This window comes from Methanomicrobium sp. W14 (assembly GCF_017875315.1).
In the GTDB taxonomy this organism is placed as follows: Archaea; Halobacteriota; Methanomicrobia; order Methanomicrobiales; family Methanomicrobiaceae; genus Methanomicrobium.
This window is the reverse complement of record NZ_JAGGMM010000003.1, coordinates 415900-441824: the sequence shown is the minus strand read 5'-3', so window position 1 is coordinate 441824 and position 25925 is coordinate 415900. Positions and strand designations below refer to the sequence as shown.

At 41.7% G+C, this 25925-nt stretch carries 24 protein-coding genes; 11 read left to right on the top strand and 13 right to left on the bottom strand.

Annotation, left to right across the window (positions count from 1 at the left end):
- The first annotated feature begins 14 nt into the window (after positions 1-14).
- The 5 genes from J2128_RS11380 to wecB all read left to right on the top strand — a co-directional run bounded on the left by J2128_RS11380 (position 15) and on the right by wecB (position 5692).
- Complete coding sequence (locus J2128_RS11380) at positions 15-1136, top strand: glycosyltransferase family 2 protein (protein ID WP_209691552.1); 1122 nt, start codon at positions 15-17, stop codon at positions 1134-1136.
- 118 nt (positions 1137-1254) lie between these two features.
- Positions 1255-2574: a hypothetical protein gene (locus J2128_RS11375; RefSeq protein WP_209691551.1), complete on the top strand. Its 1320-nt coding sequence runs from the start codon at positions 1255-1257 to the stop codon at positions 2572-2574.
- A gap of 253 nt (positions 2575-2827) precedes the next feature.
- Positions 2828-3844 carry a lysylphosphatidylglycerol synthase transmembrane domain-containing protein gene (locus J2128_RS11370; RefSeq protein WP_209691550.1) on the top strand — a complete coding sequence of 339 codons (1017 nt, stop codon included), beginning with the start codon at positions 2828-2830 and terminating at the stop codon, positions 3842-3844.
- Entirely contained in the window at positions 3841-4575 is a 735-nt protein-coding gene (locus J2128_RS11365; RefSeq protein WP_209691549.1) for a glycosyltransferase, read from the top strand. Before J2128_RS11370 ends, J2128_RS11365 begins: the two co-directional genes overlap by 4 nt.
- Before the next feature lie 28 nt (positions 4576-4603).
- Positions 4604-5692 carry a non-hydrolyzing UDP-N-acetylglucosamine 2-epimerase gene (gene wecB, locus J2128_RS11360; protein ID WP_209691548.1) on the top strand — a complete coding sequence of 363 codons (1089 nt, stop codon included), beginning with the start codon at positions 4604-4606 and terminating at the stop codon, positions 5690-5692.
- Between the two features lie 25 nt (positions 5693-5717).
- On the opposite strand, the gene J2128_RS11355 is transcribed toward wecB, so the two are convergent.
- The 4 genes from J2128_RS11355 to J2128_RS11340 form a co-directional block, all read right to left on the bottom strand.
- Positions 5718-6638 carry a Gfo/Idh/MocA family protein gene (locus tag J2128_RS11355; protein ID WP_209691547.1) on the bottom strand — a complete coding sequence of 307 codons (921 nt, stop codon included), beginning with the start codon at positions 6636-6638 and terminating at the stop codon, positions 5718-5720.
- 2 nt (positions 6639-6640) lie between these two features.
- Positions 6641-7720: a DegT/DnrJ/EryC1/StrS aminotransferase family protein gene (locus J2128_RS11350; RefSeq protein WP_209691546.1), complete on the bottom strand. Its 1080-nt coding sequence runs from the start codon at positions 7718-7720 to the stop codon at positions 6641-6643.
- Between the two features lie 5 nt (positions 7721-7725).
- Entirely contained in the window at positions 7726-8304 is a 579-nt protein-coding gene (locus J2128_RS11345; protein WP_209691545.1) for an acyltransferase, read from the bottom strand.
- Between the two features lie 579 nt (positions 8305-8883).
- Positions 8884-9423, bottom strand: a complete 540-nt coding sequence (locus tag J2128_RS11340; RefSeq protein ID WP_209691544.1) for a hypothetical protein — start codon at positions 9421-9423, stop codon at positions 8884-8886.
- Positions 9424-9554: 131 nt separating this feature from the next.
- Here J2128_RS11340 and J2128_RS11335 point away from each other — a divergent pair, with 131 nt between their 5' ends.
- On the top strand, positions 9555-10505 hold the full coding sequence (locus J2128_RS11335; RefSeq protein ID WP_209691543.1) for an ornithine cyclodeaminase family protein: 951 nt from the start codon (positions 9555-9557) through the stop codon (positions 10503-10505).
- Between the two features lie 65 nt (positions 10506-10570).
- Here the strand turns inward: J2128_RS11335 and hisF are convergent, their stop codons facing one another.
- Together hisF and J2128_RS11325 are read right to left on the bottom strand one after the other, a co-directional pair.
- Positions 10571-11377 carry an imidazole glycerol phosphate synthase subunit HisF gene (hisF, locus tag J2128_RS11330; RefSeq protein ID WP_209691542.1) on the bottom strand — a complete coding sequence of 269 codons (807 nt, stop codon included), beginning with the start codon at positions 11375-11377 and terminating at the stop codon, positions 10571-10573.
- Between the two features lie 65 nt (positions 11378-11442).
- Positions 11443-11757 carry a hypothetical protein gene (locus J2128_RS11325; protein WP_209691541.1) on the bottom strand — a complete coding sequence of 105 codons (315 nt, stop codon included), beginning with the start codon at positions 11755-11757 and terminating at the stop codon, positions 11443-11445.
- A gap of 29 nt (positions 11758-11786) precedes the next feature.
- On the opposite strand from J2128_RS11325, the gene J2128_RS11320 reads away from it, so the two are divergent.
- Positions 11787-13016 carry an adenosylhomocysteinase gene (locus J2128_RS11320; RefSeq protein WP_348632409.1) on the top strand — a complete coding sequence of 410 codons (1230 nt, stop codon included), beginning with the start codon at positions 11787-11789 and terminating at the stop codon, positions 13014-13016.
- Positions 13017-13146: 130 nt separating this feature from the next.
- Here J2128_RS11320 and J2128_RS11315 read toward each other — a convergent pair whose 3' ends face one another.
- The 3 genes from J2128_RS11315 to J2128_RS11305 are packed head-to-tail and all read right to left on the bottom strand — an operon-like array spanning position 13147 to position 17924.
- Complete coding sequence (locus tag J2128_RS11315) at positions 13147-14169, bottom strand: hypothetical protein (protein ID WP_209691539.1); 1023 nt, start codon at positions 14167-14169, stop codon at positions 13147-13149.
- A gap of 34 nt (positions 14170-14203) precedes the next feature.
- Entirely contained in the window at positions 14204-14695 is a 492-nt protein-coding gene (locus J2128_RS11310) for a hypothetical protein (RefSeq protein ID WP_209691538.1), read from the bottom strand.
- 16 nt (positions 14696-14711) lie between these two features.
- A complete protein-coding gene (locus J2128_RS11305) occupies positions 14712-17924 on the bottom strand; it encodes a LamG domain-containing protein (protein WP_209691537.1) in 3213 nt (1070 codons plus the stop codon).
- Positions 17925-18303: 379 nt separating this feature from the next.
- Here J2128_RS11305 and J2128_RS11300 point away from each other — a divergent pair, with 379 nt between their 5' ends.
- From J2128_RS11300 to J2128_RS11290, 3 genes are all read left to right on the top strand, one after another.
- Positions 18304-18711, top strand: a complete 408-nt coding sequence (locus tag J2128_RS11300) for a bacteriohemerythrin (RefSeq protein ID WP_209691536.1) — start codon at positions 18304-18306, stop codon at positions 18709-18711.
- Positions 18712-18824: 113 nt separating this feature from the next.
- Positions 18825-19643: an ABC transporter ATP-binding protein gene (locus J2128_RS11295; RefSeq protein WP_245323699.1), complete on the top strand. Its 819-nt coding sequence runs from the start codon at positions 18825-18827 to the stop codon at positions 19641-19643.
- Positions 19644-19824: 181 nt separating this feature from the next.
- On the top strand, positions 19825-21675 hold the full coding sequence (locus tag J2128_RS11290; RefSeq protein ID WP_209691535.1) for an ABC transporter ATP-binding protein: 1851 nt from the start codon (positions 19825-19827) through the stop codon (positions 21673-21675).
- Between the two features lie 239 nt (positions 21676-21914).
- On the opposite strand, the gene J2128_RS11285 is transcribed toward J2128_RS11290, so the two are convergent.
- Together J2128_RS11285 and J2128_RS11280 are read right to left on the bottom strand one after the other, a co-directional pair.
- On the bottom strand, positions 21915-23012 hold the full coding sequence (locus tag J2128_RS11285) for an ABC transporter substrate-binding protein (RefSeq protein ID WP_209691534.1): 1098 nt from the start codon (positions 23010-23012) through the stop codon (positions 21915-21917).
- A 242-nt stretch (positions 23013-23254) separates the two neighbouring features.
- Complete coding sequence (locus tag J2128_RS11280) at positions 23255-24355, bottom strand: ABC transporter substrate-binding protein (protein WP_209691533.1); 1101 nt, start codon at positions 24353-24355, stop codon at positions 23255-23257.
- Between the two features lie 366 nt (positions 24356-24721).
- Between J2128_RS11280 and J2128_RS11275 the strand changes: the two genes are divergently transcribed.
- Complete coding sequence (locus J2128_RS11275) at positions 24722-24886, top strand: hypothetical protein (RefSeq protein ID WP_209691532.1); 165 nt, start codon at positions 24722-24724, stop codon at positions 24884-24886.
- 147 nt (positions 24887-25033) lie between these two features.
- Here the strand turns inward: J2128_RS11275 and J2128_RS11270 are convergent, their stop codons facing one another.
- Together J2128_RS11270 and J2128_RS11265 are read right to left on the bottom strand one after the other, a co-directional pair.
- Positions 25034-25315, bottom strand: coding sequence for a DUF4332 domain-containing protein (locus J2128_RS11270; RefSeq protein ID WP_245323698.1), 282 nt, complete (start codon positions 25313-25315; stop codon positions 25034-25036).
- A gap of 58 nt (positions 25316-25373) precedes the next feature.
- Positions 25374-25901, bottom strand: a complete 528-nt coding sequence (locus tag J2128_RS11265; RefSeq protein WP_209691531.1) for a hypothetical protein — start codon at positions 25899-25901, stop codon at positions 25374-25376.
- Positions 25902-25925: the final 24 nt, after the last annotated feature.

Genomic DNA, 25925 nt, shown 5'->3' with positions numbered 1-25925 from the left:
TCAGGATAATACTAATGGCAGAATATTCCCTTACGATAATCATCCCTACTTTTAATGAGACAGACAATATTGAAAATATAATTGAGGCAGTCTTCGGCGTTATGGAAAACAGCGGTATAAATGCTGAGATTCTTGTCGTTGATGACGATTCCGGGGACGGGACGGTTGAAAAGGTAAAAGAACTTCAAATAAATCATTCGGGTCTTCATCTTGTTGTCCGTGAAAGTGATCACGGTCTTTCCCAGTCGGTTGCAGAAGGTTTTGGTCGCGCAAAAGCTGATATTATACAGGTAATAGATGCGGATTTTTCCCACCCTGTTGAAATGATCCCCAAATTCTACAGGGCAATAAAAGACAGCGGCTATGACGTAGTTATGGGCAGCAGGTATGCAAAAGGCGGTGACATAAAAAACTGGCCGTTAAAGCGCCGTATAATCTCTTTGGGTGCAACTTTCTTCGGCAGAATTCTGTTCCCTGAGATTACAGACCCTGTAAGCGGTTTTTTTTCACTGAAAAAGAGTGTCCTTAAAAACGCCGTTTTAAAACCACGGGGGTACAAAATTCTTATGGAAGTGCTTGGAAAAGGGAACTGGAGCAGTTTTAAGGAGATTCCTTTCGTATTTAAGGACCGCGAAGAGGGGGAGAGCAAACTAAAGCTTGGTACGATGGCTGATTATATTTGCCAGTGTATTGATATCGGCCTGTATGCACTATACCACCATGAGACCAATGTCTGGAAAGAGTGGAAAAAAGTATTTAAATTTGGTCTGGTTGGAATATCGGGAATATTTGTAAATACCGGGATTTTGTATGCCCTTACCGAGTACGCAGGTTTTTATTACCTGTTTTCATCTTTTTTTGCGATTGAAGCGTCGATTATCACCAATTTTATCCTGAATGACTTCTGGACCTTTGAAGGAGGGCAAAAAAGCAGAATGAGACAGAAATGGAGGAGACTGATATCTTTTCAGGTTGTCTCGGTAATAGGCGTCATCATAAATATGGCCGTCCTGTTTCTTCTCACGGAATACTTTGGTTTATGGTATATCTTTTCAAATATTGCCGGGATAATTGTGGCTTTTTTGTGGAACTTTTTTGTAAACAGAAATTTAACCTGGAAATTGAATATTCAATAATTTATTTTAAAAATTTTTGTTAAGAAAATATTTGATTAAATAAAATATTGGATAAACTAGTATTAATGAATTTAAAGCATAGCATTTATTTATATTAAATTTCTTATTTCATTATTTGATGAGGACAAATAATACTAAGAAAGAGCCCTGTTGTAAAATATTTGGAATTGAAATAAAGGGCATAGATAAACATAGTTTAATAACTGATTTAATTATTCTTTTGATAGTCTCAGTATTTGTAAAGTTGTTGGTATTATTTGTAACTCCTGCTATTTTTTCATCTTTTATTGATCTTTTTGATATCAGTATTTATTTGCAGTATGCAGTGAACATTTTCGGGGGTCAGATCCCATATGTTGATTTCTCTATAGAATACCCTGTTCTCTTTTTAATACCTGTATTATTGCCTCTTCCATTTGCAGTGTTTACAAATAATCCCTATATGTATGTATATTCGTATCAGGCGATTATGTCAATATTCGATTTATTTACACTTTATTTCATTTATCTCATAGCGTTGAAAATTTCAAATAAAAAAACGGCTATGTGCTCAGGGATATTATATGCAACTGCTTTTTCCTCGTCATATTTCATTCTCACAAAATATGATTCTTTTCCTACATTTTTATTGTTACTCGCTGTTTTTCTGACAGTATATAATCATGAAATTGCTGGTTATTTATCGGTAATTTTTGGTTTTTTTACAAAAATTTTTCCCATTATTGCTGCACCCTATATTATCCTTTATAATTCCAGGAATAGCACATTGAAATCGGAAATTATCAGATTTCTAAAATATGCAATACCTGTTGGTTTATTATTGTTTGTTCCGATTTTCATTCTTGATCCGGATATAATAAAAACATACATTTTTGCAACAGGGACGGGGTCAGTTAATGTATATGTTAATACTGCAACTTATACGCTCTATTCTTTAATTAGTATCACAGGAATGAATCTTTCAACAGTTCTGGTATCTCAGGTAATGTACATTCTTATGGCAATTTGTATTGTCCTGTTAATATTAAATGCACTTATCTGTAAAATTGAATCTGAGAGAGATATGATAACGTATATACTAATGACACTATTTGCAATAATATTTTTCACAAAGTTTCACAGTCCGCAATATATAGTATGGATAACGCCATTTTTCGCGCTTCTTTTAGCTAATTCTGTAAAAGGAATTGCTCTGTTTTATATTATGCAGTTGTTCTCTTATGTCGAATTTCCTTTGTTATATAATGTTTATTATACTAATCTGGAATATCTCAACTCTTTTGAGACATTCGGCTGGTATATGACTGTTTTATTTTTTACTATTGAATATGCTGTTATGATCTATGCAATATATCATATTTTTAAAAGTGATGAAAAATTATTGTCTCAGTTTAAAAAATTACCCTCTAATTTAGTATCATTGATAAAGGTCAGGTAAATCATGTTTTAGAGTGTTTTACGGATTTTTAAATGAATATTTTTTTGTTAAATCTGTAAAATCCTTATTAACATAAGTTTATTTATTATACGATTCGTTCCGTTTTATACCGTCATTTCTATAAATACTAAAAACTTTGTTTCACATCTCTCTGAAATTATCTGTTTACCCATTATTTGTTTGGGTTATATATTAAGTCAAAAACTGAATGAAAGTTAATTTACGTTTATTGTGTTTGAGATCTTAAAATAATATGCCTATAAAAGAAAATGAATACTTATATATTCTTGGAATTAAAAAAATAATGCGAATCTATGGTAAAAATAAAAAAAAAGATAAACTTTTGCAACAGATCCTTCTGTTAATTGGATTATTGATACTTATATACTTTATATATTCTTCAGGTGTTTTGGAGGATCTGAGTGTTTTTTCTCAGATGAATTTGTATTTATATCTTTTTGCAATTTTGCTTTCACTTGTAAGTGTGGCCGTTAAAATATACAGGTGGAAATATTTGTCGCATTTGTTTGGCACCGAAATGTCCTGGAGAATGTCGTCAATAGTTACTTTGTCTGGGTTATTTTTTTGCAACATAACTCCTGGAAAGGTTGGAGACCTTTACAAAGCGTACTTTATGAAAAAAAAGTATTCACTTGGATATGCTAACGGGGTCTCTATGATATTTTATGAACGCTTTTTTGAACTTTTCATTTTAATCGCTATTGCTTTTTGTTCGATATTTGTTTTAAGGGTAGAAAATACTACAATTCTTATGATAACGTTATTTATTGTTTTTTTGTTACTTTTACTTTTTATTTTTTGGAAAATTGATTATTTTATCAATATCTCAAAGAAATACCTTGTCAAGGTGCCTTTCGTAAATCTTGATTTAAACGGGGATATAAATATTCGGAAAATAGGTGTAACAAAATCAGTTTCTGTATTTTTAATTACTTCTGTGTCTTTATTCGCAGAATTTTGTAGATTGTGGATCGTTGCGTTGGCTTTTGGTGTGAATTTAAATTTTATAACATTATCCGTTTCTTTTTGTTTGTCAATTATAATCGGTTTACTATCCCAAATCCCACTTGGTATAGGGTTTATGGAGGGTTCATTGTCTCTAATGATTGGTGAAATGGGCGTTGTGTCCACTACCGCAATTGCAATAGTCATGGCTGACAGAGTAATTTCAATGTACCTTGTTTTGGTTATAGGACTTTTAGTATCAAAAATATCTTTTAAAGAATTAAATGATGTGATGGTAGAATGATATCAGTTATTGTTCCTTGCTTTAATGAAGAAAAAAATGTTGAATTATATAATCAAACATTATTTCCTGTTCTAATGGATATTTCAAAGAGATATAATCAAGTATTTGAGTATATCTTTGTAGACGATGGCAGTTCAGACAAAACATTTCAAAATCTATTAAAGCTCTCTGAATGTCATGAAAATGTACATATTTGTAAGCATGAGAAAAATAGGGGACTGGGTGAAGCTATAAATACAGGCATAAAAAATGTTCATGGGGAATATATTGTTACCTTGGACTCAGATCTAACATACAGACCTGAAGATATTACAATTCTTCTTGATGCTGCAAAAGAGAGTAAAAATTGGGATTGTATCTCAGGCTCACCGTATCTTTACGGGCAAATGACCGAAAATGTTTCATTTTTTAGACTTTTCCCAAGTAAATCTGTAAATTATTTGTACAAAATATTTTTAAATACCAATATGACCTGTTTTAGTTCAATATTTAGATTATACCGGAGTGAAATATTTGATAAAATACATATAAAAAGTAAGAATTATGATGTTTGTGCTGAAATAATCTCAAAAATGCTTCTTAGCGGTATGAAAGTTGTAGAAGTTCCTGTAAAACTTCATAATAGGGAATTTGGAGAATCTAAACTGGATATGAAAAAAGAAACAATAAATAACCTCAAATTATTAATAAAAATATTCTACATTAAGTTATCCAATAAATGCTGGGAATAAACGATTGAAATATGAATGTGAGTGGTTTATGAAAATAGCAATTGTTACAGGAACAAGACCGGAGATCATAAAGCTATCTCCGGTTATAAGGGCTTGTCAAAAAAAGGGCATTAATTTTGTTTTGATTAACAGTGGTCAGCACTATAGCTATGAAATGGATGAAATATTCTATAATGAATTAAAACTTCCGAAGCCTGATTATAACCTTGAAGTTGGTTCAGGAACCCATGCTTGTCAGACAGGAAAGATAATGTGCAGGGTTGAAAATATTTTAAAATTAGAAAAGCCAGACTACTTAATAGTTCTTGGTGATACAAACACTACTCTTGGTTCAGCTTTGGCTGCTTCAAAAATACCTGTGAAAATTTGTCATATTGAAGCCGGATGCAGGTCATATAATCGTTTAATGCCGGAAGAAATTAACAGAGTAGTAACCGATCATATCTCTGATTATCTGTTTGTACAGTCTGAACTTGTAAAAAATATCCTTTTAGGGGAAGGAATTCCTGAAAATCAGATAATTGTTACAGGAAATACTGTAGTTGATTCTGTATACCAAAATATAACGCATGCCAGAGAGTCCTCAAAAGTGCTCTCTAAATTAAGTCTTTCAGATAAGAGTTATTTCTTACTGACACTTCATAGGCAGGAAAATGTTGACGACCCTAAAATATTAAATAGGATTCTTAAGGGACTTGATCTGGTTATCCAGAAATACGGGTTACCTGTGGTTTTTCCAGTACATCCGAGAAGTAAAAAAATGATCGATTTAAATGAAATTTCTGTCCCAAACGGAATAATCTGTATAGATCCTGCTAGTTATCTGGACTTTTTGATGCTGGAATCATGTGCAAAATTAATTTTGACTGATTCAGGTGGAGTTCAGTTTGAAGCCTGCGTGTTAAAGGTGCCATGTGTTACTCTCAGGGAAGAAACAGAGATTCCTGAGAGTGTCATAGTGGGAGCGAACAAAATTGCAGGGTCAGAACCTTTAAGCATATTAAATTCAGTTGAAGAGATGTTGTTAAGAAACAACAACTGGGATAATCCATTTGGGAAAGGAAACTCTTCTGAATTAATTTTGGATTACTTGTGCAGTACTTTTGTGAGAAAATAATTAATTGTAAAAATTATTTTTTTAGTTATATCGACAAATTCAAATCTTCTTTTATAATATCGCAGATTTGTAAATTATATGCTGCTTGTTCAGGTGTTACCGGGAAATTTGATGAATTTTTTATGCATTCTATAAATTTATTCAATTCTGTTTTCAGAGGCTCAAGTTTGTTTATTAATATTTTTTCAATGACATTCTCCTGAAGATACTGCCTGCTGTCTGATTGGAGATTTGTAGGTTTTCTGAAAACATAGATTTCCTGGTTCATTAGATCAGCTTCAATTGTTCTTTCCTCTTCCTCGATGTAAATTCTACGAATTTTTTTAGATGCTTTTCTGCTTGCTGATATGTGCACGGTTGAGTTTTTGAATTTTACTTGACACGAGGCAATGTCTGCATTTCCCATGTTATTTATTTTTTCATATTTCTCCGGGAATAAATTGTTAAATACAATATCTATGTCATGTATCATAAGGTCTTCAATAACCGTAGAATCTTTAATTCTTGCAGAGTCCGGGTTGTGACGATTAATTTCTACATATAACGGATTTTTTACAATATTCAAAATTTTAGGAATTATTGGATTAAAACGTTCTATGTGGCCTACACCTACAATAAGACCTTTAGGAATTATTTCCATGATTTTTTGTGCTTCAAAATGATTATTGCACAAGGGCTTTTCTATAAGCGTGGGAATATTTTTTTCAATTGATTTTTTTGCAAATCCATAGTGAAAATGAGTTGGAACACAGACGTTTACAGCTTCTACGGATTTTAGTAGTTCATCATATGATGAACATATATTTGCATCATATAGCTCAGCTATTTCTTTAGTTTTATTTTGATCAATGTCATATATATACAGGTTTTTAACTTCTTTCAATTCTGAGTAAATGCGGGCATGGTTAACTCCCATTGCACCGACACCAACAACGCCTAAATCCATAGTTATGCCTCGTTTATAAGATCGCAGATAAATTTAATCTCATTTTCTTTTACTGAAGGGTGAACCGGAAGACTTAGTATTTCTTTAGAAAGTCTGTTTGAAGTGGAATTATCAGGTTCTTTATTATTGAAAAGTGGCTGTGAACTTATGCAGGACGGATAATGCACAGCTGTAATAATCTCATTATTTCTAAGATATTCGATTAATTCTTCTCTGGACATGGAATAATCTTCAGTGACTCTTATTGCATATTGATGATATACATGTTCGCAGTTATCCATTGGGTGCGGTTTAATTATTCCGTCTGCATTAAGTTTTTCATTGTATCTCCTTGCATTATTTTGTCTTTCTGAATTAAATTTGTCTAATTTTTTTAGTTGTTCTATTCCTATAGCTGCTGCAATGTCTGTCATTCTATAGTTGTACCCAAGTATTTCATGAAGATATCTGCCTTTTTGTCCATGATCAATAATTTTTTTGGCTTTTTCATATACTTCCGGGTCCGATGTTGTAATCATTCCTCCTTCACCAGTTGTCATATTTTTTGTTGCATAAAATGAAAAACATCCTGCGTCTCCCAAACTTCCCGCTTTTTTGTTATGATATTTAGATCCATGCGCCTGTGCAGCATCTTCAATTATAGCAAGGTCATGTTCATTTGCGATTTGTATCAATTTATCCATATCGCAGGGATTTCCAAAAAGATGAACGCAAATTATTGCTTTGGTTTTGGATGTTATCAAATCTTCAATATTTTGATAATCTATATTATATGTATCCATGTTAATATCTGCAAATACGGGTTTGGCCCCGCACATTAAAACTGAAGATGCCGTTGCAACAAATGAAAAATCAGGAACAATTACTTCATCATTATGGGTAATATTTTCAGCAAGAAGAGCCGTATGTAAAGCTGAAGTTCCTGAGTTTGTCGCTACAGCAAAGTCAGTATTACAATAATCTGCAAATCTCTCTTCAAATTCTTTGACTTTACTGCCGCTGGCTAGTTTCCCGCTTCTTAACACTTCTGTAACTGCACTTATTTCTTCATTCTGGATTAATGGTTTGGCGATAGGTATCATTGGAATCATCTTTTTTTTATGATTTTTGCAGGATTTCCAACAGCGAGCATCCCGTCGGGTACATCTTTTGTGACTACAGACCCGGCACCAATAAGTGTATTTTTACCAATCTTTATACCGGGCAGGATTGTGGAATTGGCCCCTATGGCCGCGTAATCTGAAATAATTGCTCCAATAAGGTTTTTCTTATCTCCCGGAGGGTATTTATCATTTGTAATTACAACATTTGGGCCAATAAATACATGATTCCCGATTTTTGTATTTGTCGGAATAAATACCATGCTTTGTATGTTTGTGTTGTTACCAATAGTTGTGTGTCCCTCAATAATGGTTTGTGTACCTATAGAGACCTGATTTCCGATTTTTGTGTGTTCTCTTATCAGTATGTTGTGGCCTGATGAAAAGTTGTCACCAATTTCAACATCACAGTAGAATATTGAACCTGAGCGCAATATAGCATTTTTTCCTATTATTGTGCCGTTGTAGTCAGTTTTTTTTAGATTTTCAGTTGATGGAAAACCCATTGTTATCGGCTCAAAAAATACAATATCCTTGCAAATTTGATTTTTTCCGAATTTAATCATTTATGCTCCAGTGTTTCATCTGTTATTCTATTTTAAATCAGTGCATTAGATATTTTAATAATATTTTTTTGAATCAAAAGAACCAATAGTATTTGCATATTATTTATTTCATGAGTCTCACTTTAAAGATAGAATCGTTTGTATTTGGTATAAATGTTTTTTATTTATTCTTTACCATATGAATCTGAAAAATCAGCATGTTTTTTGATTGAACAATGTCTTTCCTTCATTGGAAAAATTGAGTGGATAACGGCTGTACGTTGAACGGGTTTTGAAACGGAAATCCAAAATAATACAGCTATAGACCCCGCACACAACTGATGCAATAATAATACGGTCTCTATTATATGTGATTTTTAGGGAATCTGTGCTCAAATATTGAATAGCTTGTAAAACAGCAACAGATCATTGAGAGTTGAATACTCTGTTTTTCTGATAATTAAAAAAATACCCAACCATTAATTCTATTTAATGAGATTATTCTCTTTTTAAACAAACGAATGAAGGAAACACATTTAATCTGATGTCTGAATGGAAATTAAAATATTTTTTTGAAAGGAGAGTTTACTAAAAAAATGCTCAGACAATATTTTTGTACCAGATATTAAAGTCAGCAGTCACAAGTTTGTCTCCCGTATTCAATATGACGACATTCAGGTAGTCATCGGAGTATACTTCCATTTCTTTGTAGTTGACATTGTCGTAACGCTCAATGGGCGTAAAATCTCCGGAATTTGTAGACATCTTCTTTTCAAAGTTTGAAAGCTGCGTGTCATTAAAAAATAGGACCGTAACAGGGCCGCTGGCAGTGACCTGAACCTTTAATGCCTTAAATTTTTGTCCGTTTACATTAGGGCTGTATACAAAGTATCCGCCTAGTGCGTTAAGGGTGTTTGAGCCTTCACGCCATACTTTCCATTCGAGGTCTTCCACCGAAGGCTGCGTTGTCTCTGCTGTCGCAGCGGCAGATTCCGTCTGAACGGTTGTTGCCGTTGATGTTTCTGTCGGCTGTACAATTTTCTGGCTGTCCGTTCCCGTACATCCGGATATGAGGACTACCCCTGCCAGTATAACTACTGTCGCTGCAATAATAACAAATCTGCTCACATTCATTTTCATTTTAATCACCAGATTTACGAATACTCTTTCCGACTTGTATATATTATTTTTTAATAACCTGTCATGCATGCGAACCGCCCTTTTGTTTCAGGGCAAAAACAGTTAAGGCAAAAAAAGGTTATTCTCACATCATGAGATATTACCCTGACCCGGCGAAAAATATTGATCTAAAATCTCTTAATCATACTGTCGAGGAGGCGTTCAGGGAGCACGGTAAAAACCAGGTTACCATGCCGCCCAAGGAATATGTAGACCTCCCTAAAGGAGACTTCAGGACAATGCCGGCGTACATTCCCTCAATGAATATCGCGGGCGTAAAGATAGTCAATGTCCACCCCGAAAACGTAAGTTTCGGCCTTCCTACGGTAATGGCCTTAACCGTAATTCTTGATACTGAGACGGGCCGTCCGGTTGCGGTCATAAATGCGACTCATCTTACTGATTTGAGGACCGCTGCCGCCGGGGCAGTCGCCGCAAAGTACCTGTCGGGAAAAAAGAGCATAAGGCTTGGTCTTGTAGGTTCCGGAAACCAGGCGAAAGCATCCGTTATGGCAATATCAAAGGAGCTTGACGTAGAGGAGGTTTATGTGTGGAGCAGGAATGAAATGCATGCCTCATCCCTTTGCAGTTTTCTTAAAAACAAAGGCTTTGAATGCAGAAGCGTTTCCGTACTACAAAAGGCATGCGACTGCGATGTGCTTGTAACGGCGACCCCTTCGCGGGCTCCTCTTGTCAGGGAGGAGTGGATAAATGAAGGGACGCATATAAACGCGGTAGGTGCGGATGCACCCGGAAAGGAGGAGCTTGACCCGGGAATTCTTAAAAAAGCTTCGGTATATGTCGATGACGTGAGACAGGCTGTTCATTCGGGCGAGATAAATGTGCCACTCTCAAAAGGTTTTTTTTCAGAGTCCGAAATTTCAGGAACTCTTGGAGAGGTAGTTTTAGGGAAGAAAAAAAGAAACAGTGGTTCCGGGATTACGGTATTTGACTCGACAGGTCTTGCGATACAGGACCTTGCCATTGCAAAGACTGTTATGGACGGCCCTGATATCTACACAGACCTTGATTTTGCAGTCTGATTTTTTATCTTATTTTGGAATTTATCATGGACTTAATTATTATGGGTTTAATTGTAATTTCAATTTTAGACCCTTACGCAGACACCTCTTTCATGGAGATATTTTTTGACGTCGCCTACTTTCATCTCGCCGAAGTGAAACACAGATGCGGCAAGGCAGGCATCTGCATGTCCACAGACAAAGCCATCATAGAAATGCTCCACTTTGCCGACTCCGCCTGATGCGATAACAGGTATTCCTACTTCAGATGCAATTTTTGAAGTAACCGGGATGTCAAAGCCTTTTTTGACGCCGTCAGTTTCCATTGAGGTTAAAAGAATCTCTCCGGAACCAAGTCTTTCTGCCTCTTTTGCCCATTTGACCGCATCGATTCCGGTAGGTCTGCTTCCCCCGTATATCACCACTTCATACCAGCATAAACTCCCGTCGGGCATTAAAATCTCCGTGGTCCCCTCTTTTTTCGTATCGTTTCGCCTTACGTCTATTGCGGAGACTATGCACTGGTTCCCGAACTTTTCCGCTCCCTGCCTTATCAGCTCCGGGTTTTTGATGCCGCTCGTGTTTACGGAGACTTTGTCCGCACCTGCCCGCAGGAGGTCCTGCATATCTTTAACCGAACTGACTCCGCCGCCTACCGTTAACGGCAGAAAAAGCTGGTCAGCTGCACGCCGGATTACATCAATCAGGGCCTTCCTGTTCTCTTTCGACGCGGTGATGTCCAGAAACACCACCTCGTCGGCGCCCTGTTCATTGTAGCTTGCGGCAAGTTCGACAGGGTCTCCTGCATCGCGAAGTCCCAGAAAATTTGTCCCCTTCACGACCCTGCCGTCTTTTATGTCAAGGCACGGGATTATGCGCTTTGTAAGAGTCATTGTAAATCCTTAATGTAAGTCCTTTAAATGAATGCCTGAGATATTTTTGTCTTCTCTTCTGTGTTCTATTCTTCCCCCGTCCACTCCTCTCTTCCCTTTCTGCACTTTTCCCTTGTTTTTTCAACATTCATTCCGTAGTGCTCAAGGGCCGTAAGGACACGTGATTTGTCCTTTGTAATGTCATTAAGTGTTCCGTCCGGGTTTTTCCGCCATAATGTACCTGATTGCGGGTTTACATAGGATTCACGCGGTACGAATTCCCCGTACTGAATAAGCTCATCCCGAAGTCCTTTTGCTACAGGCACAAGTCCGTCCATCATATCCTCTTTGTTCATATTCCATGCACAGGAATGGTAAATAACTATTATCTTTAAATCCAAAATATCTGTTCAGTTTGAAAAAAGGTGAAATTTTGAATACAGGTGAACTTAAGATGAGCTGGGCGAGGCAGTACATGCCTGTTCTCGGCGCAATCAGAAAAAGATTTGAGGCACAAAAGCCCCTTTCAGGTACAAGAATCGGGATGGCGCTTCACGTTGAGGCTAAGACGGCCGTCCTTGTAGAGACCCTTGCTGCAGGAGGTGCGGAAGTGTACATCACCGGATGCAACCCACTGTCAACGCAGGACGACGTTGCAGAGGCGTTGAATTCGGTCAAAAATGTCCACTGTTACGCTAAGCGTGCGTGTTCGGTCGATGAATATTATGACGCAATAGATCGTGTCCTCGATTCGAACCCGACTGTTACAATCGACGACGGTATGGACCTGATACACAGGATTCATACGAAGAGGCGCGAACTCCTGGACAATATCGTCGGAGGGTGCGAGGAGACGACGACAGGAATCCACCGCCTCCGCTCGATGGCGGCGGAAGGAAAGCTTGAGTTTCCGGTTATAGCTGTAAACGATACCCCGATGAAAAGGCACTTTGATAATGTCCACGGGACAGGGGAGAGTGCACTTTCGGCCGTTATGATTACGACGAACACCCTTATCGGGGGAAAATGGTTTGTGGTTGCGGGATACGGGTTCTGCGGACACGGACTTGCAAAGATGGCGCACGGTCTCGGCGCAAAGGTGATTGTGACCGAGGTCGACCCGAGACGTGCACTTGAGGCGCACATGGACGGATATTACGTGATGACGATGGAGGAGGCGGCAAAGATAGGCGACATCTTTGTAACCACCACCGGAAACACGTCGATTATAACCGGGGACCACTTCCCGCTTATGAAGGACGGTGTGATTCTTTCAAACGCCGGTCATTTCAATGTCGAAATCGATATCCCATGGCTTGAGGAGCACAAGGAAGGAATGGAAAAGCGCGACGGAATTGACACCTATATCATAAAAGGCAAAAAAATAAGTGTCCTTGCCGAAGGTCGCCTTGTAAACCTTTCAGTCCCGAAAGGTATGGGCCATCCCGTAGAGGTAATGGATCTCTCGTTTGCGCTTCAGGCTTTGTGCTCAGAGTATATCAAAAACGAAGGGCCGAAGCTTTCCGGAGGGGTTTACGAAGTCCCGAACGATATCGACGTCTCGGTTGCGAAGTTAAAGCTTTCCTCCCTCGGCGTTGAAATCGACAAACTTTCCGAATACCAGGAAAAATACATGACCAGCTGGGATATCGGGACGTAAAATATCCGGTAAAATTTTAAAAAAACATATATTTTTATCCTGATGAAAAACTCTGCTCTTTTTCCATCTGTTATCGTTTATTATCCTGCAAAATTCTAAAAAAAAGGAATGGAAAACCAGTAAATGCCGGTCAGTCTTCAGCCAGTGCGGGGTCGCCTGTTATGTTGAGCCTGCACTCGCCAAGCCTTATAAGTTTGGGCACTTTTAAGTCCGCATTCTCCGCTAAGGCAAAACGTCTTGCAACTGCCATATCCAGGGCGTTTGATTTGTCTGGAATCTGGAAGTATGAAATGGTCAGGCTTGCTCCTGCGGGGAAATTTCCTTCGGGGGACGTGACGGTAACCACCAGGTTTCCGCTGAAATTTCCGGGGACACTCGTTACAAAACTTGCGTTCTGGTTGCCCTGCGGGTCACCCTCGGGAAGAGATGCATTGTTGTCTATGGGGCAGTTTACGTCTGTACACTGCGACCTGACGGCTGTCCCGGGGACGAAACCGTGCCCTGTTATGATGATAGTGAAATAAGCAGAACTTTGGTTAACGTTGCCGAAATCAAAGACCCTGCTCACCTGTGTTTTGGTATTGGGGGAATAACTGATGTTGCGGTATGCAACGGCGGGGTTATTCATTACCCATTTGTCATAGGCGGCATTGCTTGTGAATGCCGCGGGAATGGTTACGGGGTGGTCCGGTGTCTGCACTATGCCGATTAAACAGTAATGTGTACGTGAAACCGGCGGCAGGCCTGTCAGAAAAAAGGAAGGGTTTGAGACTGCAACTCCCCCTGGGGAAATCGAGTTGCTTCCTGAGCCGTCGACGAACGAAAGGGCCTTTTTTCCTCCTGCACTCATAACAGAAGTCCATTTGACCGGCAGAAGAAACAGGGAGGCTTTAGAGTAGTACAGGCTGACGGTGCTGCCAGATACCTCTTTATCGCCCAGGTTTTTTGCCCGGACGTATATGTTGTTGACACCGTTGTTTATGATTGATTTTCCGATATGGGGGCCTTTATATGACGAGTTTGCCTTATCCCACGTAAGCGTTTTGTCCTGGAAGGGAATGATGTCCGGGGACTGGTAAGGGATGCCGGTCGACGGAATGACCCCTGTATCACCGAAATTGTCTCTTATGTAAATATCGTTGTATGTTGTCATTTTGTGTCTCTATATGTAAGTTATTTTAATTTGGTTATAATCCGGCACCGATAATATAGTTGTCCACAAACCGCGTGAATTCCCTGACTGATACGGGCTCCTCTCCTATGCTTCTTACGTCCGCCAGAATGTTGCGGCGTACAAACGTGATGCCTGTGTTTACATCGCCGTGTCCTGTAAAACCGACGTCTCCTATTTCTATTCCAAGTTCATCGAGGCGCGGCAGAGTCGGTGCCGACGAAAAGCTGACCTCTTCCAAAAGCGCCATGCGTGCGTCATCATGGGTCCCATACTCGCTGATGCGCACCATAACCCTGTGCCTGTCGTTTTTAACACTCCGGAAATAGTCCACGTACCCAAAGTTTCCCCATGGGAGACGCTTTTCCAGGCGCCAGTCCCCGGCAGTCTTACTAAGGTCAAGGATAAGCTGTCTCACGCTAACCTGTGCATTTTCTTCCGGAGGGTGTGGCCACTCGTCGAAATTAAAACTTTTACGGGCGCCTTTAAGCCAGTCCTGCATTTTCATAAGACTAAACCCTCCTTCATTTTACTGGCCTTCTCCCTGAATTGGTCCCCGGGGATGCGCCCTGCGGCAAACATTTCAGAATCCCCGCGTTCGTATTTGCGGCAAGTCTTTCCCGGTAGCGTGCACTGTCGGCACTGACCGGAAGTTTCGGTTTTCGCTGCAATATGGAGAACTTCACGTTTACCGGCAGTCCTGCAGCGTGAGAACCGCTTCCCCACGGGTCTTTGCCGGTGTCGTACTTAAGGCAGGCATCGTATATGTTATCGGTGATAAACCCTGAACCCGTCCACGCCACTTCATGATACCTGAACCCCCACTTAAAGGGTACTTCCCACGTAGTCTTTCCTATTGCAAGTATCTGGTTGCAGCTGAACCCTTCGGAAGCATAACGGTCGGAGGTCATGATGGATTCCATTACATCTGCTCCCAGGATATTGGCGAATGTTGTGACAATCGTTGCGCAGTCCGTGCAGTTGACGATTTTTCCGTTTCCTTTTCCTGTAGCCAATAAACTGATAAAATCGCTGCACAGAAAACTGTTGTTGCGATCGGTGTAGACCGAGCTTCCGCGAGAGGTATCATACTTAAGACCGAGGCCTGAATTGACTTTTACCGTTATTTTGTCCAGGATATCGGCTGTTGTTTTTGCGCCTGCGGCCCATATGCAGGAGTAGTCAAGGACGTCTGTCCACGGGAGCTGTCTGCTTGTGCGGTTTGGGGTCTGCTTCCAGGGATTGCACGGTTTGTCGAGCAGGACATAGACCCTGTGCGTTGTTGCGGCCATGTTTTCCCAGGTGCCGTCCTCTCCTTTGTACTGCCAGTTCCATTTCACGTCATAGCGTCCGACCCCGTTTGAAGAGATGGTGTTGTGGGAAAGAGGAATGGTAACCGTCACGTCCGTGCCTGATTTGAAATCTACAGTTGCCGGGTCGATTGCCCCGAGAACGCCTCCTCCCGTCGCCTGAATACTTGTTGTGCGTGTTGTGGATTCTGGAACGTTAAGCGTAACCTGAATTGCCGGTGTCTTTCCCTCTATAAGGCTGAGGGCATAGGCGCAAGGTGAATCTTTTGGAAGTGTTATGCCGGGTTTCCATTCGGGTACATTTATATCTGAACCGTAGTTTCGCCTGATTGTCAGTGCGTCCACGGCCTGTCCGGCGGGGTCGTAGTCGAATGCGACGCCTGCCAGACTCACGGCGGGGAACGGGTCACAGGACGCGGGTCTGCCGGAATATGTTATTGCATAAGCCCCTGCTGTAGCGACAAGAGATGCTATGATACGGGCGGAGGCAAAGCCTGTTACAAATGCGACAATATTTCCCAGTACCCTGATAAGAGTCCAGAAACTGACGTCAAGAACAAGAAGAATGAGCTGACGCAGCATTCCCGATGAATAAAGGCAGCCCGCTATGGAGAAAATATTTATAGCGGAGATTGATGCCCCGAGGGCCAGCATTGCTCTTATTTTCGGCACTTTCAGGACACGTGCTATATAGATTACAGCCTTGTTGGTTTTGACGGCCCCGACTCCCGTGACGGCATCGAGTACACCGGCAATAATGGTGAATACAAGCGAAATCTTCCACATTGTGCAGTCATCGAAATTTTCCTCCGCAGTGCGGTATGCCACATAAGACCTTTCAGGTCTGTGGACTATAAGGAGGTGCTCCCCGTTGATTTTATGGCGGGTCACAAGAAGAGGCAGGGACAAAGGGTCGTTTGCAATTTTATCCCTGACGTCATCCCAGGCCTTTTTTATAATTTCCCGGTCTTTCGGGTCGTCAAACGCCGCAATATCCCTCGCTTCTGCCTCGTCAAAGGCTTTGCGGTTTTTCTCATAAAATTCATGGAAATCGAGACCGAAACGTATGTTTTCCATTAAACCGGGATCAAGTCCCGTATCAGGCATTCCGGAGTACTCATCGCGGGGCAGTCCTTCACTTTCAGAAATCTTTTCTCTCTGGCCCGAAAGGACTGCCCCCTCTGCAAGCGCAACCGGGTGGCCGTTGACCCAGTTTCGCGCCGGAGAACTCGTAAAGACATAGGACGCCTGCAGGCCCTGCGACTTTGTATAAGGAGGGGTTTTCATGAAGTCTGCGATTTCTGCGGCGGTTAATGCACGCGACCAGACGTCCACTCCGCGTATGAAACCCAGAAACGTTGCAGTGGCCAAAGGGCTGCCCTCTTCGACCGCAGCGCCTATGAGTAAATACCCGAACCTGTTGTACAGCGGGACAGGTTTGCAGTTCACGGAACCGCTGAGTACGCCGTTTATATAGAGACTGAGAGTAATGCCGTCGAATGTCGTGGCGACGTTTGTCCAGGTGCCTTCTGAAACTGTACCTGAAGATGTAAGTGCCTGGCCGCTGCTGCCGAAAGACCCCCTTTGTGATACTAGGCGATAGGCTGATGCATTTTTATCATATCTTACATACAGTGCCATTCCCGTGTCTTCCATCAGGCCACTGTTGACAAAAACCGCCTGAACGGGATTTGACTTTGACGAAATGTATATCCAGGCCTGTACGGAATACGGGTCCACCTGTCCTCCGCCGGGATTTATGTCGGTATCATTCAGCGGTCGTGCAAAACCGTGCGTGCCCGGTGAAAGTGCGGGTGTGACTTTGACCATAAAGGCGTTGTTCTGTAGCGACACCGGGTAAGATGAAGGTCCCCTGTCTTCGGGCTTACCTGCGTTGAAGTCAAAATCGGCAACAATTGTACCTGATGCCGGAGAACAGTACATATTGTTTAGAACGGTCTTTTCGTCAAGAGCGGTATTATATATACGTACACGCCTGACAAGCCCCCTGACACCGCGGCCTATCAGGACGGGGTTAGTTTTAGGGGCAATGTTTCCCATGCAGCTCTGGCCTGCATTGAACCAGCCGTCGATATAAAGTCTCACGGTCGAGCCGTCAAAAGTTGCGCATATATAATGCCAGTTTTCGTCATGAAGTTTAGACTGAGCAGGGTTTGAGAATACTGCCAAAAGTCCCTCAAACCTGAAATAAACCGAGTCAGACCTGCTCCCAAAGGCGAAGACGCCTTCCTGCCCTAAAACCGTGGTTTCGGCCGGAAGGCCGTCGAACCTTACCCATGCGTCCACCGAGACCTGTTCCTGCCCTGTAAACAGGCCGGCTGCTGCAGCATCTGTCTGCGCCCATGAAAGGGAGTCAAGGGACATCGAGATGTAGCCTCCGTCACCTCTGGGTTCATCCTGCATCATGTCACCGGTCCTTTCTGCAAAACTTTGGAACCTGTAAATTTTCCGTTGAAAATCCGGTTAAACGTAGTTTTATTTTTCAGGCGAATGAAGTAATCCTCATTTATTTTGCTGTTTTTAGGATAAATTGTTTTTAAACTATTTATTCTCAAACTCTTTATTCTGTCAATATTATTTATCACTGAATGTATGATTATTTTAATAGCCGTTATTTTTTCCTGTAAGTTTTTTTGACAGAATTTTGCAATGTAGCTGTCCCTGACCCTGCCGCGCCCGTAAAAACAGGGAAAGTTATTATTTTTAGTTAAAAATCCGTTATTCAGGGTTTATTGTGGTTTTGAGATCCTAAAAATTTAATTAGTACTTATACGAACAATATACTATGGCATATATGAACTGGTCAGACGACCTCTCTGTACAAATAAATGAAATTGACGAACAGCACAAGAAACTCGTATCACAGATAAACGCCCTTCATGACGGAATGCGTTCGGGAAAGGGAAAGGACGCACTTGAAAAGACCCTGAAAGAGCTTGCCGAATATACCCAGTACCACTTCGGGACAGAGGAAAAATACATGAAGAAATTTGGGTATCCCGACTACGAGAAGCACAAAAAAGAGCACGACGCTTTTGTCGCAAAGGTCGTGGACTTTCAGGACTCTTTTTCTTCAGGAAAACTTGGTCTTTCCATTGATGTCATGAAATTTCTGAGCGGGTGGATTACAGGGCACATCAAAGGAACTGACAAGAATTACATTGACTGCTTCAGGGAAAACGGCGTTGCCTGAAACGTCTTTTCAGGCCCTTGTTTTTTAAGGGATAAGAGATTTTCTCAGGCCATAATACACTGGTCTGCACAGTCCTGCACATTATGTATATGTTGTGGGTGAATGATAATGAAATGACTAAACCGGATGAATGCATTTCAAAACCGCCTTTCCCGCCGCTTATTGACTTTTCCGGCATCACCGTAATGAGAGAGGATAACAAAGTGCTTGATTCCCTCTCACTTATCGTGAACTCCGGTGAACATGTGGCAATTCTCGGCCCGAACGGTTCAGGAAAGTCCACCTTTATCAGGACAATAACAAGGGAAAACTACCCTCTTGCCAGTCCCTGCATGAAATATATGATTCTTGGAAAGGAGGTCTGGCATGTATCAGACCTCCGGGAGATGCTTGGAATAGTCTCACAGGACCTTCAGTTTACGTACACACGTGATACGACGGGCCGTGACGTTATCCTATCGGGATTTTTTTCAAGTATCGGGCTTTTTTTTCACCATGACGTTACACCTGACATGGAGAGAAAAACGGATGAGATTCTGAATTTTCTGGAAATTTCCCACCTGCAAAACCGCCCGATGAGAAAGATGTCGACCGGGGAGGCGAGGCGCTTTCTGATAGGGCGTGCACTTGTCCATGACCCTAAAGCCTTAATCCTTGACGAACCTACAACAGGGCTTGACCTCCACGCCCTTCATACCTTCAGGACGACTATAAGAAAGATAGCCTGTCACGGTACAGGCATAATAATGGTCACCCACAACCTGTACGACATAATTCCCGAAATTTCAAGGGTGATTTTAATGAAGGACGGAAAGTTCTGTAATGACGGTCCCAAGGATGAAATCCTGAAAAGTGAAGTTATAGGAAGCCTTTTCGACGTCCCTGTAAGGATTAGGGAAGAGAACGGCTGGTATTACGCCACGGGATACTGAAAAAGGGTTTATGCCGGTAAAAGATTTATTTCAGGTCATAAAAGAAATCCTGTTATATTACAAAAATTCAATATATTCATAACATTTAAAGAACCGATCTGTTTAAATGTTACTGATGAATAAGCCTTTTTTGTCAAAACGGCTGTAATACCCGAAAATAATTATTGGTTTTGGTGCATTAATGAAAGAAGAGTCAGTTTCATCCGGTCTTATGACAAAAAAAGGTATTGCGGGCTTTTTTAAAAGAAAAATGGAGTCCTTAAAGCAGGCTTCAGGGCTTTTTATGTTCTACAGCGACGGCTACCGCGGATATATGGTCCTGCTGCTTTTTTTAAGCGTTGTAATAGGTCTTCTCGAAACTTTTCAGATTGTTCTTTTATACCCGATAATGAACGCCACAATCGATTTTCAGGGAGGAGAGATTGCTCTTTTCGAGCCTTTGTACAACTTCATCAGGAATCTGGCGAATTTCCCGGATATCGTGATATTCACTCTTCTTTTCATGGTTCTTGTAACGGTTACGTTCGCACTTTCCCTTGTATACAGGTACCTCTCGTTGTACGTCACAAAAAAGATTATAACGACGACAAAGAGGACAATATTCGAAAAACTCGTAAAAAACGATTACCAGTATTATGTCGACAACAAACGCGGGGATATAATATACAGTGTGGTTACCGCACCGTCGCAGATACGAAGATTCCTTGAGACCGCAACGTCGATGTTTTCGGACTCAATCATAGTGTTCACGATTCTTTTAACACTTTTTTTCATATCTGTAAACGCCGTCATATTCCTTATTGCGGGAAGCATCGGTTTCATCCTTTTTGTAAGGTTTATCGGCAACAAATTCGCCGTAAGGCTCGGGTTTCTCCAGATGCATTCGATGCAGTCCGAAAACGAGGTCATAAGCAGCTATATCCAGGGTTTAAGGCAGATTCGTTCGGTCTGCGGGGATAAGTTCTGGGAGAAGAAATATGATACCGCTCTCCGGAAGTTCTGGGACAAATACATAAGAATGGGTTTTTTCAGGCAGCTTCCGGCGGCAACACTTCAGTTCCTGTTCTTTATCGGCCTTGCAGTCATGGTTATTGCACTTTACTATATGTACAGGGAGAATTTTTTGTATGTTATACCTTTAATGGGGACTTTTGTGTTCTCCGCACTCAAGGTAATCCCGAGGATGGCCACTTTAAGCAACCAGTACATGAATATAATGGACAGCTGGCCGAACCTTGAATCGGTTTACGAGTTTTTAAACGATTCAAATTATCACAAAATAAAGGACGGAAAAAAGAATTTTGAGGTTTTAAACGACGATATAGTCTTTGACAATGTGTTTTTCTCGTATTATCCGGTGCAAAAACTCATCGAAGGGATAAACATCAGGATAAAAATGAACCGGGTAACGGCACTTGTAGGTCATTCGGGTTCCGGGAAATCCACTCTGGTCTCGCTTCTTCTCAGGTATTACGACACTAAAGGCGGCAGAATTCTTATAAACGGGTATGACCTGAAGGAATACCAAAAGGAGACTTTTTTATCAAGGGTGGGCTATGTAAGCCAGGACACTTTCATCTACAACAGCACCATACGGGAGAACATATCTTTCGGAGGAGAATACACGGATGAGGAGGTTGTTGATGCGGCAAAAAAGGCGAACATCCATGACTTCATACAGACTCTTCCCGACGGTTATGACAGTATTGTAGGTGACCAGGGAATCAGGCTTTCCGGCGGTGAAAAACAGAGGGTTGCAATAGCACGGGCACTTGTGAGAAATCCCGAGATACTTGTTCTTGACGAGGCCACAAGCAACCTTGACAACGAGTCGGAGGCGGTTGTCCAGGACTCCATAAACCGCGTTTCTGAGAATATCACCACGTTTATAATAGCCCACAGGCTGTCGACGATAAAAAAGGCCGATACCATTTATGTCATGAGCAGGGGCAGGATTGTCGAAAGCGGCAGTCACGACGACCTGATGCAGAAGTCCGGGTTGTATTATGAGCTTTATGAATCCGGGGGATAAATGTCATGGTAAAAGAAAAATTTTTAAAGAAATCCTGCATTCATTCAGAATTTTGTATTTTTCAGGCAAGTTCTGAGGCAGAGGGTTTTGATTACCACTGAAATTACGGAAGAGATATCTCGAAAAATGAGTTTAATTTTAAGGCAGGGATTAACCTCTAACCTCCTGCTTTATCTGAAATTTTAGAGAGGGACTGTTATCCCTGTCTTGGTCAGGTATTTTCTTTTTGCAAGACTTTTTTATTGCAGGTCAAGTTCGTCCATCTGTTCGTCGGTAAGAGACTGGTGGATGAAGTTTGTGTAGAAGTACTGCGTCAGCTCTTTCATGTCGAAGTCTTCGAATAGGTCAGGGTGGAGAACTTTTGCCGTCCATGCAATTCCTATTATCCTGTTACCTGCCGGCGGCCTGTCGAACCAGCAGAACGGGACGTCTGTCGGGATGAGATATACCTGTTTGTTTTTGACTGCCGTTATGTCCTTCCACCTTGAGTCGTTGTACACGGAGTTGTAGAAATCAGAACTTCCTGCAAGGATAATGTCGGGGTTCCAGCTTATGACCTGCTCCAGTGAGACTTCGGTCCTGCCGTAGACAGGAGTTTTCTTGCAGTCCGCAATGTTTACACCGCCGCATAGCTCTATCAACTGCGAGTGCTGCGAACCCGACGGGTCAGTCTGTAGTCCTTCAGGTCCTTCCGCGTAGTAAACTGTCGGTTTCCCGGAATCCGTCAGGTTTGCAACCCTTTCGTTTACTTTTCCGAGTATGCCCTCGTAGAAGTCGGTAAGTTTTTCTGCCTGCTCTTCTTCACCAAGGAGTTCTCCTATAAACTTTATCGGTGCCGAATACGCTGATGCGTTGGTTGTGTCTTCAAGTCCGACAACAGGGATGCTTCCCATGTTCTCCTGTCTTTCCCCGACCGTGTCAACGGCATTGCCCTGGATATTGAAGCCTTCTATTACTATATCGGGGCTGATGTTGAGGAAAGTCTCATAGTTTCCGGTCTGTGTGCCGAACCATCCGCCCACTACGGGGAGGCTGAAGTATTTTTCCGGCATGTAATTCTTTGCTCCGTTGCCCAGCTTAAAGTTCCAGCCTGCAAGCTTGTCAGGTGCCAGCATGTAGACAAACATTGTGGACGGGGGGGAAGTGCATAAAACCGAGTTTATTTCGGTGGGAATTGTTACCTCTCTTCCCGCCATGTCCGTTATGGTTCTGGTTGAATTTTCGGCAACTGTGGTGTTGTCTGTCCCGGAAGTGGTGCACCCGGCCGCGAATGCGGCTGTAAGTGACACCAGGACTAATCCGAGGACCAGAATAATTTTGTACTGCTTTTGATCCATAGTTATCATCCGGTAGAAATGATCGTTTTACTGTTGTAATTAAAGCATATTAGAATTGATGTTTATTTAGAATTCAGGTTAAATTAATGTGGTTTACCATTGAGTTAATCCTTACCGTAAAGCCGAGAGGTTTTGTTTTTGGTCTTTGAATAACTGAATTCCGGGCGCCTGGCACCAAAAGCCCGGCATAAAAAAAAGATGTGTGTGCATTAAACCAGAGTCTTTCAGCCCTGGTCTTGTCTTTATATCCCGAGCTCGTCCATCTGCTCTTCTGTTAAAGGCTGGTGGATAAAGTTTGTATAGTAATACTGTGCGAGCTCTCTCATGTCGAAGTCTTCGAATAAGTCGGGGTGAAGGACTTTTGCCGTCCATGCTATTCCTATTATCCTGTTTACGCCCGGGGGTCTGTCAAACCAGGAGAACGGGACGCCAACGGGTGCGAGATAAACCTGTCCGTTTTTGACTGCCGTTATGTCCTTCCACCTTGAGTCGTTGTATACTGAGTCGTAGAAGTCGGAGCTGCCTGCAATTATTATGTCGGGGTTCCAGCCAATGACCTGCTCCATCGAGACTTCGGTCATACCGTATCCCTGGTTGATTTTGCAGTCCGCGATGTTTGTCCCGCCGCAGAGTTCTATTAACTGCGAGTGCGCTGACCCTGCCGGGTCAGTCTGAAGGCCTTCAGGTCCTTCTGCATAATATACCGTCGGTTTTTCCGAGCCGGTCATTTTTGCAACCCTTTCGTTTACTTTTCCGAGTATGTCTTCATAGAAGTCTGTGAGTTTCTGCGCCTGCTCCTCCTCGCCCAGGAGTTTGCCTACATACCTGATAGGTGCGGAGTACGCCGACGCGTTGGTTGTGTCAAGCACTCCTATAACCGGTATGCTTCCCATGTTTTCCTGCCTTTCGTCAAGAGTTTCGTTTGTATTGCCCATTTCATTGAAGCTGTCGAGTAATATGTCAGGGTCAGTCTGGAGGAAGGTCTCGTAGTTTCCCGTCTGTTTTCCATACCATCCCCCTGAGTTGGGAAGGTTTTGGTATTCCGCTGGAATGAACTCCTTTTCCTTGTCATTGAATGTGGTGTACCATCCTGCAAGCTTTTCAGGGGCAAGCATGTATACAAGGTTATATGTCGGGGGCCCTGTGCACAGGACTTTGTTGATTTCGGAAGGAACCGTGAGCTCCCTTCCGGCCATATCGGTAATCGTTCTTGTGCCGTTGTCTGCGGCTGTTGTATTGCCGGTAACGGTGTCCGTAGATGTGCACCCCGCAGAAAACGCGGCAAACAGTGCAAGTACCACCAGCCCGAGAACCAGAATACGGGTGTAATTTTTCTGAACCATAGTATCATCCGAAAAAAATGAATGGTTTATGTTTTAAATAAAAGGAGTATATCAGGGTTGTTATTAATGTTTGGGGGAGGTTAAATTAATAACATTTACAAAAAAAGGGGGGGCAGCAAATTCCGGTCATTATGTTTTTTATGAATTTTTCATATCCTCGTAAAGCCAGAACATCCTGTCCAGAACGTTGTCCATAAAGAGTCGACCTTGTTCTTCAGCTCACTGGTAATCATTGCATGATATTATGAAGTTTTTGAAAATAACCCTGACGGGTTTGAATTGCACCAGTGTTGACGGACGAAGACCTGAAAAATATCACGAATCCGTCAAATAGATTTAATACGTTTATGCGGTAAACAACCCTTCATGGGCTATTCAAATAGAGAACTGGTTATATTCGGTGCATCAGCCGTTGCGATTCTTGCAAGCATCATCAGCATAATCCAGGGAGTAAGTGAAACAGGGTTTTATCTGTCAGTTTTTGTAATCCTGATGTTTCTTATCGTAATTGTCATGACGGCAAAAAAGTAAAAAAATATGAAATCTGGCGGCTGGCAACCGGAAAAGACAAGAAGAGGGATTTGGACTCTCAAAATTACAAAGCTTTTGTGCCTTAATACAGGAGGTTGTGGCCTTTTTTTGTCTCCGAAAGTGTCTTCCTTCACTGTGAATTATTGTTTAGTCCTTCCAGTTCCACCACAAAAGAAGGTCCGGGTTCATGGTTTTTCCTTCGTTTTCAGCAAAGTATACGGCACAGCGGTAGACGTAAAGGTTGCAGCGGTCCGAAAATCCGCCGTCAATTATGCAGAGCCTTTTGTACATATCCTCCGGGTCTTCTCCTGCAAGGGATTTGACGGAGTCATACCCGAGCGCCACAAGGTCTTCGGCAGTCTTTTTTCCCACTCCCGGAATTCTCATCAGGTCTTTTTTTGCCCCTGGATTATCGTTTGAAGGTGCCATATCAATCCTGTTTTCCTTTGTCAGGTCTGTTTTATTATTTTTCCTTTTTTTCCTTTATTCAGTCCTTTGCGGCACTCCCGTGGCAGAGGTATCTCATTTTGCACTGCCTGCAAGAAGCCTCCCTTATTTTTTTGTTTCCTGATATGGCCATTAAAATCACAAGTACTGCAAGGATGATAAGCTTGAAAACCGAAAACGACAAAACCGCCGATACGAGAATCAGGACAACCGGCAGAAAGGATACCGTCATCCAGAGAACCGGTGCGAATTTAGATGCCTTGCACCCCTCAAATTTTTCGGTATCGTCTTTTCTGAAGAGTTTTGCCGTGTAAACTCCCCAGCCCATCGAACATTTTTTACCGTAATACCAGCATTTCGTGCACAGTCCCTTTCTCATGACGAACATGAACATAATGATTACAAACAGCCCGTAAACAATCCCTGCCGGGGGATAGAAAACATATACAGCATAAATCCCCGCCAAAAGCCATGCAATCAAAATAATGTTTGCAAAAATGATTCCCTTTTTGTCAAATTCAGGGACTCCCCCCTCGTAAATACCCACGGAAGATTTATTTTCGTCCATGAATCAGTATCATGAACGGTTTCT

What these genes read in the sequence shown, in the direction of transcription:
- J2128_RS11380 (WP_209691552.1), top strand. Translation starts at nt 15, where the DNA reads ATGGCAGAATATTCCCTTACGATAATCATCCCTACTTTTAATGAGACA.
- J2128_RS11375 (WP_209691551.1), top strand. Translation starts at nt 1,255, where the DNA reads ATGAGGACAAATAATACTAAGAAAGAGCCCTGTTGTAAAATATTTGGA.
- J2128_RS11370 (WP_209691550.1), top strand. Translation starts at nt 2,828, where the DNA reads ATGCCTATAAAAGAAAATGAATACTTATATATTCTTGGAATTAAAAAA.
- J2128_RS11365 (WP_209691549.1), top strand. Translation starts at nt 3,841, where the DNA reads ATGATATCAGTTATTGTTCCTTGCTTTAATGAAGAAAAAAATGTTGAA.
- wecB (WP_209691548.1), top strand. Translation starts at nt 4,604, where the DNA reads ATGAAAATAGCAATTGTTACAGGAACAAGACCGGAGATCATAAAGCTA.
- J2128_RS11355 (WP_209691547.1), bottom strand. Translation starts at nt 6,638, where the DNA reads ATGGATTTAGGCGTTGTTGGTGTCGGTGCAATGGGAGTTAACCATGCC.
- J2128_RS11350 (WP_209691546.1), bottom strand. Translation starts at nt 7,720, where the DNA reads ATGATACCTATCGCCAAACCATTAATCCAGAATGAAGAAATAAGTGCA.
- J2128_RS11345 (WP_209691545.1), bottom strand. Translation starts at nt 8,304, where the DNA reads ATGATTAAATTCGGAAAAAATCAAATTTGCAAGGATATTGTATTTTTT.
- J2128_RS11340 (WP_209691544.1), bottom strand. Translation starts at nt 9,423, where the DNA reads ATGAAAATGAATGTGAGCAGATTTGTTATTATTGCAGCGACAGTAGTT.
- J2128_RS11335 (WP_209691543.1), top strand. Translation starts at nt 9,555, where the DNA reads ATGAGATATTACCCTGACCCGGCGAAAAATATTGATCTAAAATCTCTT.
- hisF (WP_209691542.1), bottom strand. Translation starts at nt 11,377, where the DNA reads ATGACTCTTACAAAGCGCATAATCCCGTGCCTTGACATAAAAGACGGC.
- J2128_RS11315 (WP_209691539.1), bottom strand. Translation starts at nt 14,169, where the DNA reads ATGACAACATACAACGATATTTACATAAGAGACAATTTCGGTGATACA.
- J2128_RS11310 (WP_209691538.1), bottom strand. Translation starts at nt 14,695, where the DNA reads ATGAAAATGCAGGACTGGCTTAAAGGCGCCCGTAAAAGTTTTAATTTC.
- J2128_RS11305 (WP_209691537.1), bottom strand. Translation starts at nt 17,924, where the DNA reads ATGATGCAGGATGAACCCAGAGGTGACGGAGGCTACATCTCGATGTCC.
- J2128_RS11300 (WP_209691536.1), top strand. Translation starts at nt 18,304, where the DNA reads ATGGCATATATGAACTGGTCAGACGACCTCTCTGTACAAATAAATGAA.
- J2128_RS11295 (WP_245323699.1), top strand. Translation starts at nt 18,825, where the DNA reads ATGACTAAACCGGATGAATGCATTTCAAAACCGCCTTTCCCGCCGCTT.
- J2128_RS11290 (WP_209691535.1), top strand. Translation starts at nt 19,825, where the DNA reads ATGAAAGAAGAGTCAGTTTCATCCGGTCTTATGACAAAAAAAGGTATT.
- J2128_RS11285 (WP_209691534.1), bottom strand. Translation starts at nt 23,012, where the DNA reads ATGGATCAAAAGCAGTACAAAATTATTCTGGTCCTCGGATTAGTCCTG.
- J2128_RS11280 (WP_209691533.1), bottom strand. Translation starts at nt 24,355, where the DNA reads ATGGTTCAGAAAAATTACACCCGTATTCTGGTTCTCGGGCTGGTGGTA.
- J2128_RS11275 (WP_209691532.1), top strand. Translation starts at nt 24,722, where the DNA reads ATGGGCTATTCAAATAGAGAACTGGTTATATTCGGTGCATCAGCCGTT.
- J2128_RS11270 (WP_245323698.1), bottom strand. Translation starts at nt 25,315, where the DNA reads ATGGCACCTTCAAACGATAATCCAGGGGCAAAAAAAGACCTGATGAGA.
- J2128_RS11265 (WP_209691531.1), bottom strand. Translation starts at nt 25,901, where the DNA reads ATGGACGAAAATAAATCTTCCGTGGGTATTTACGAGGGGGGAGTCCCT.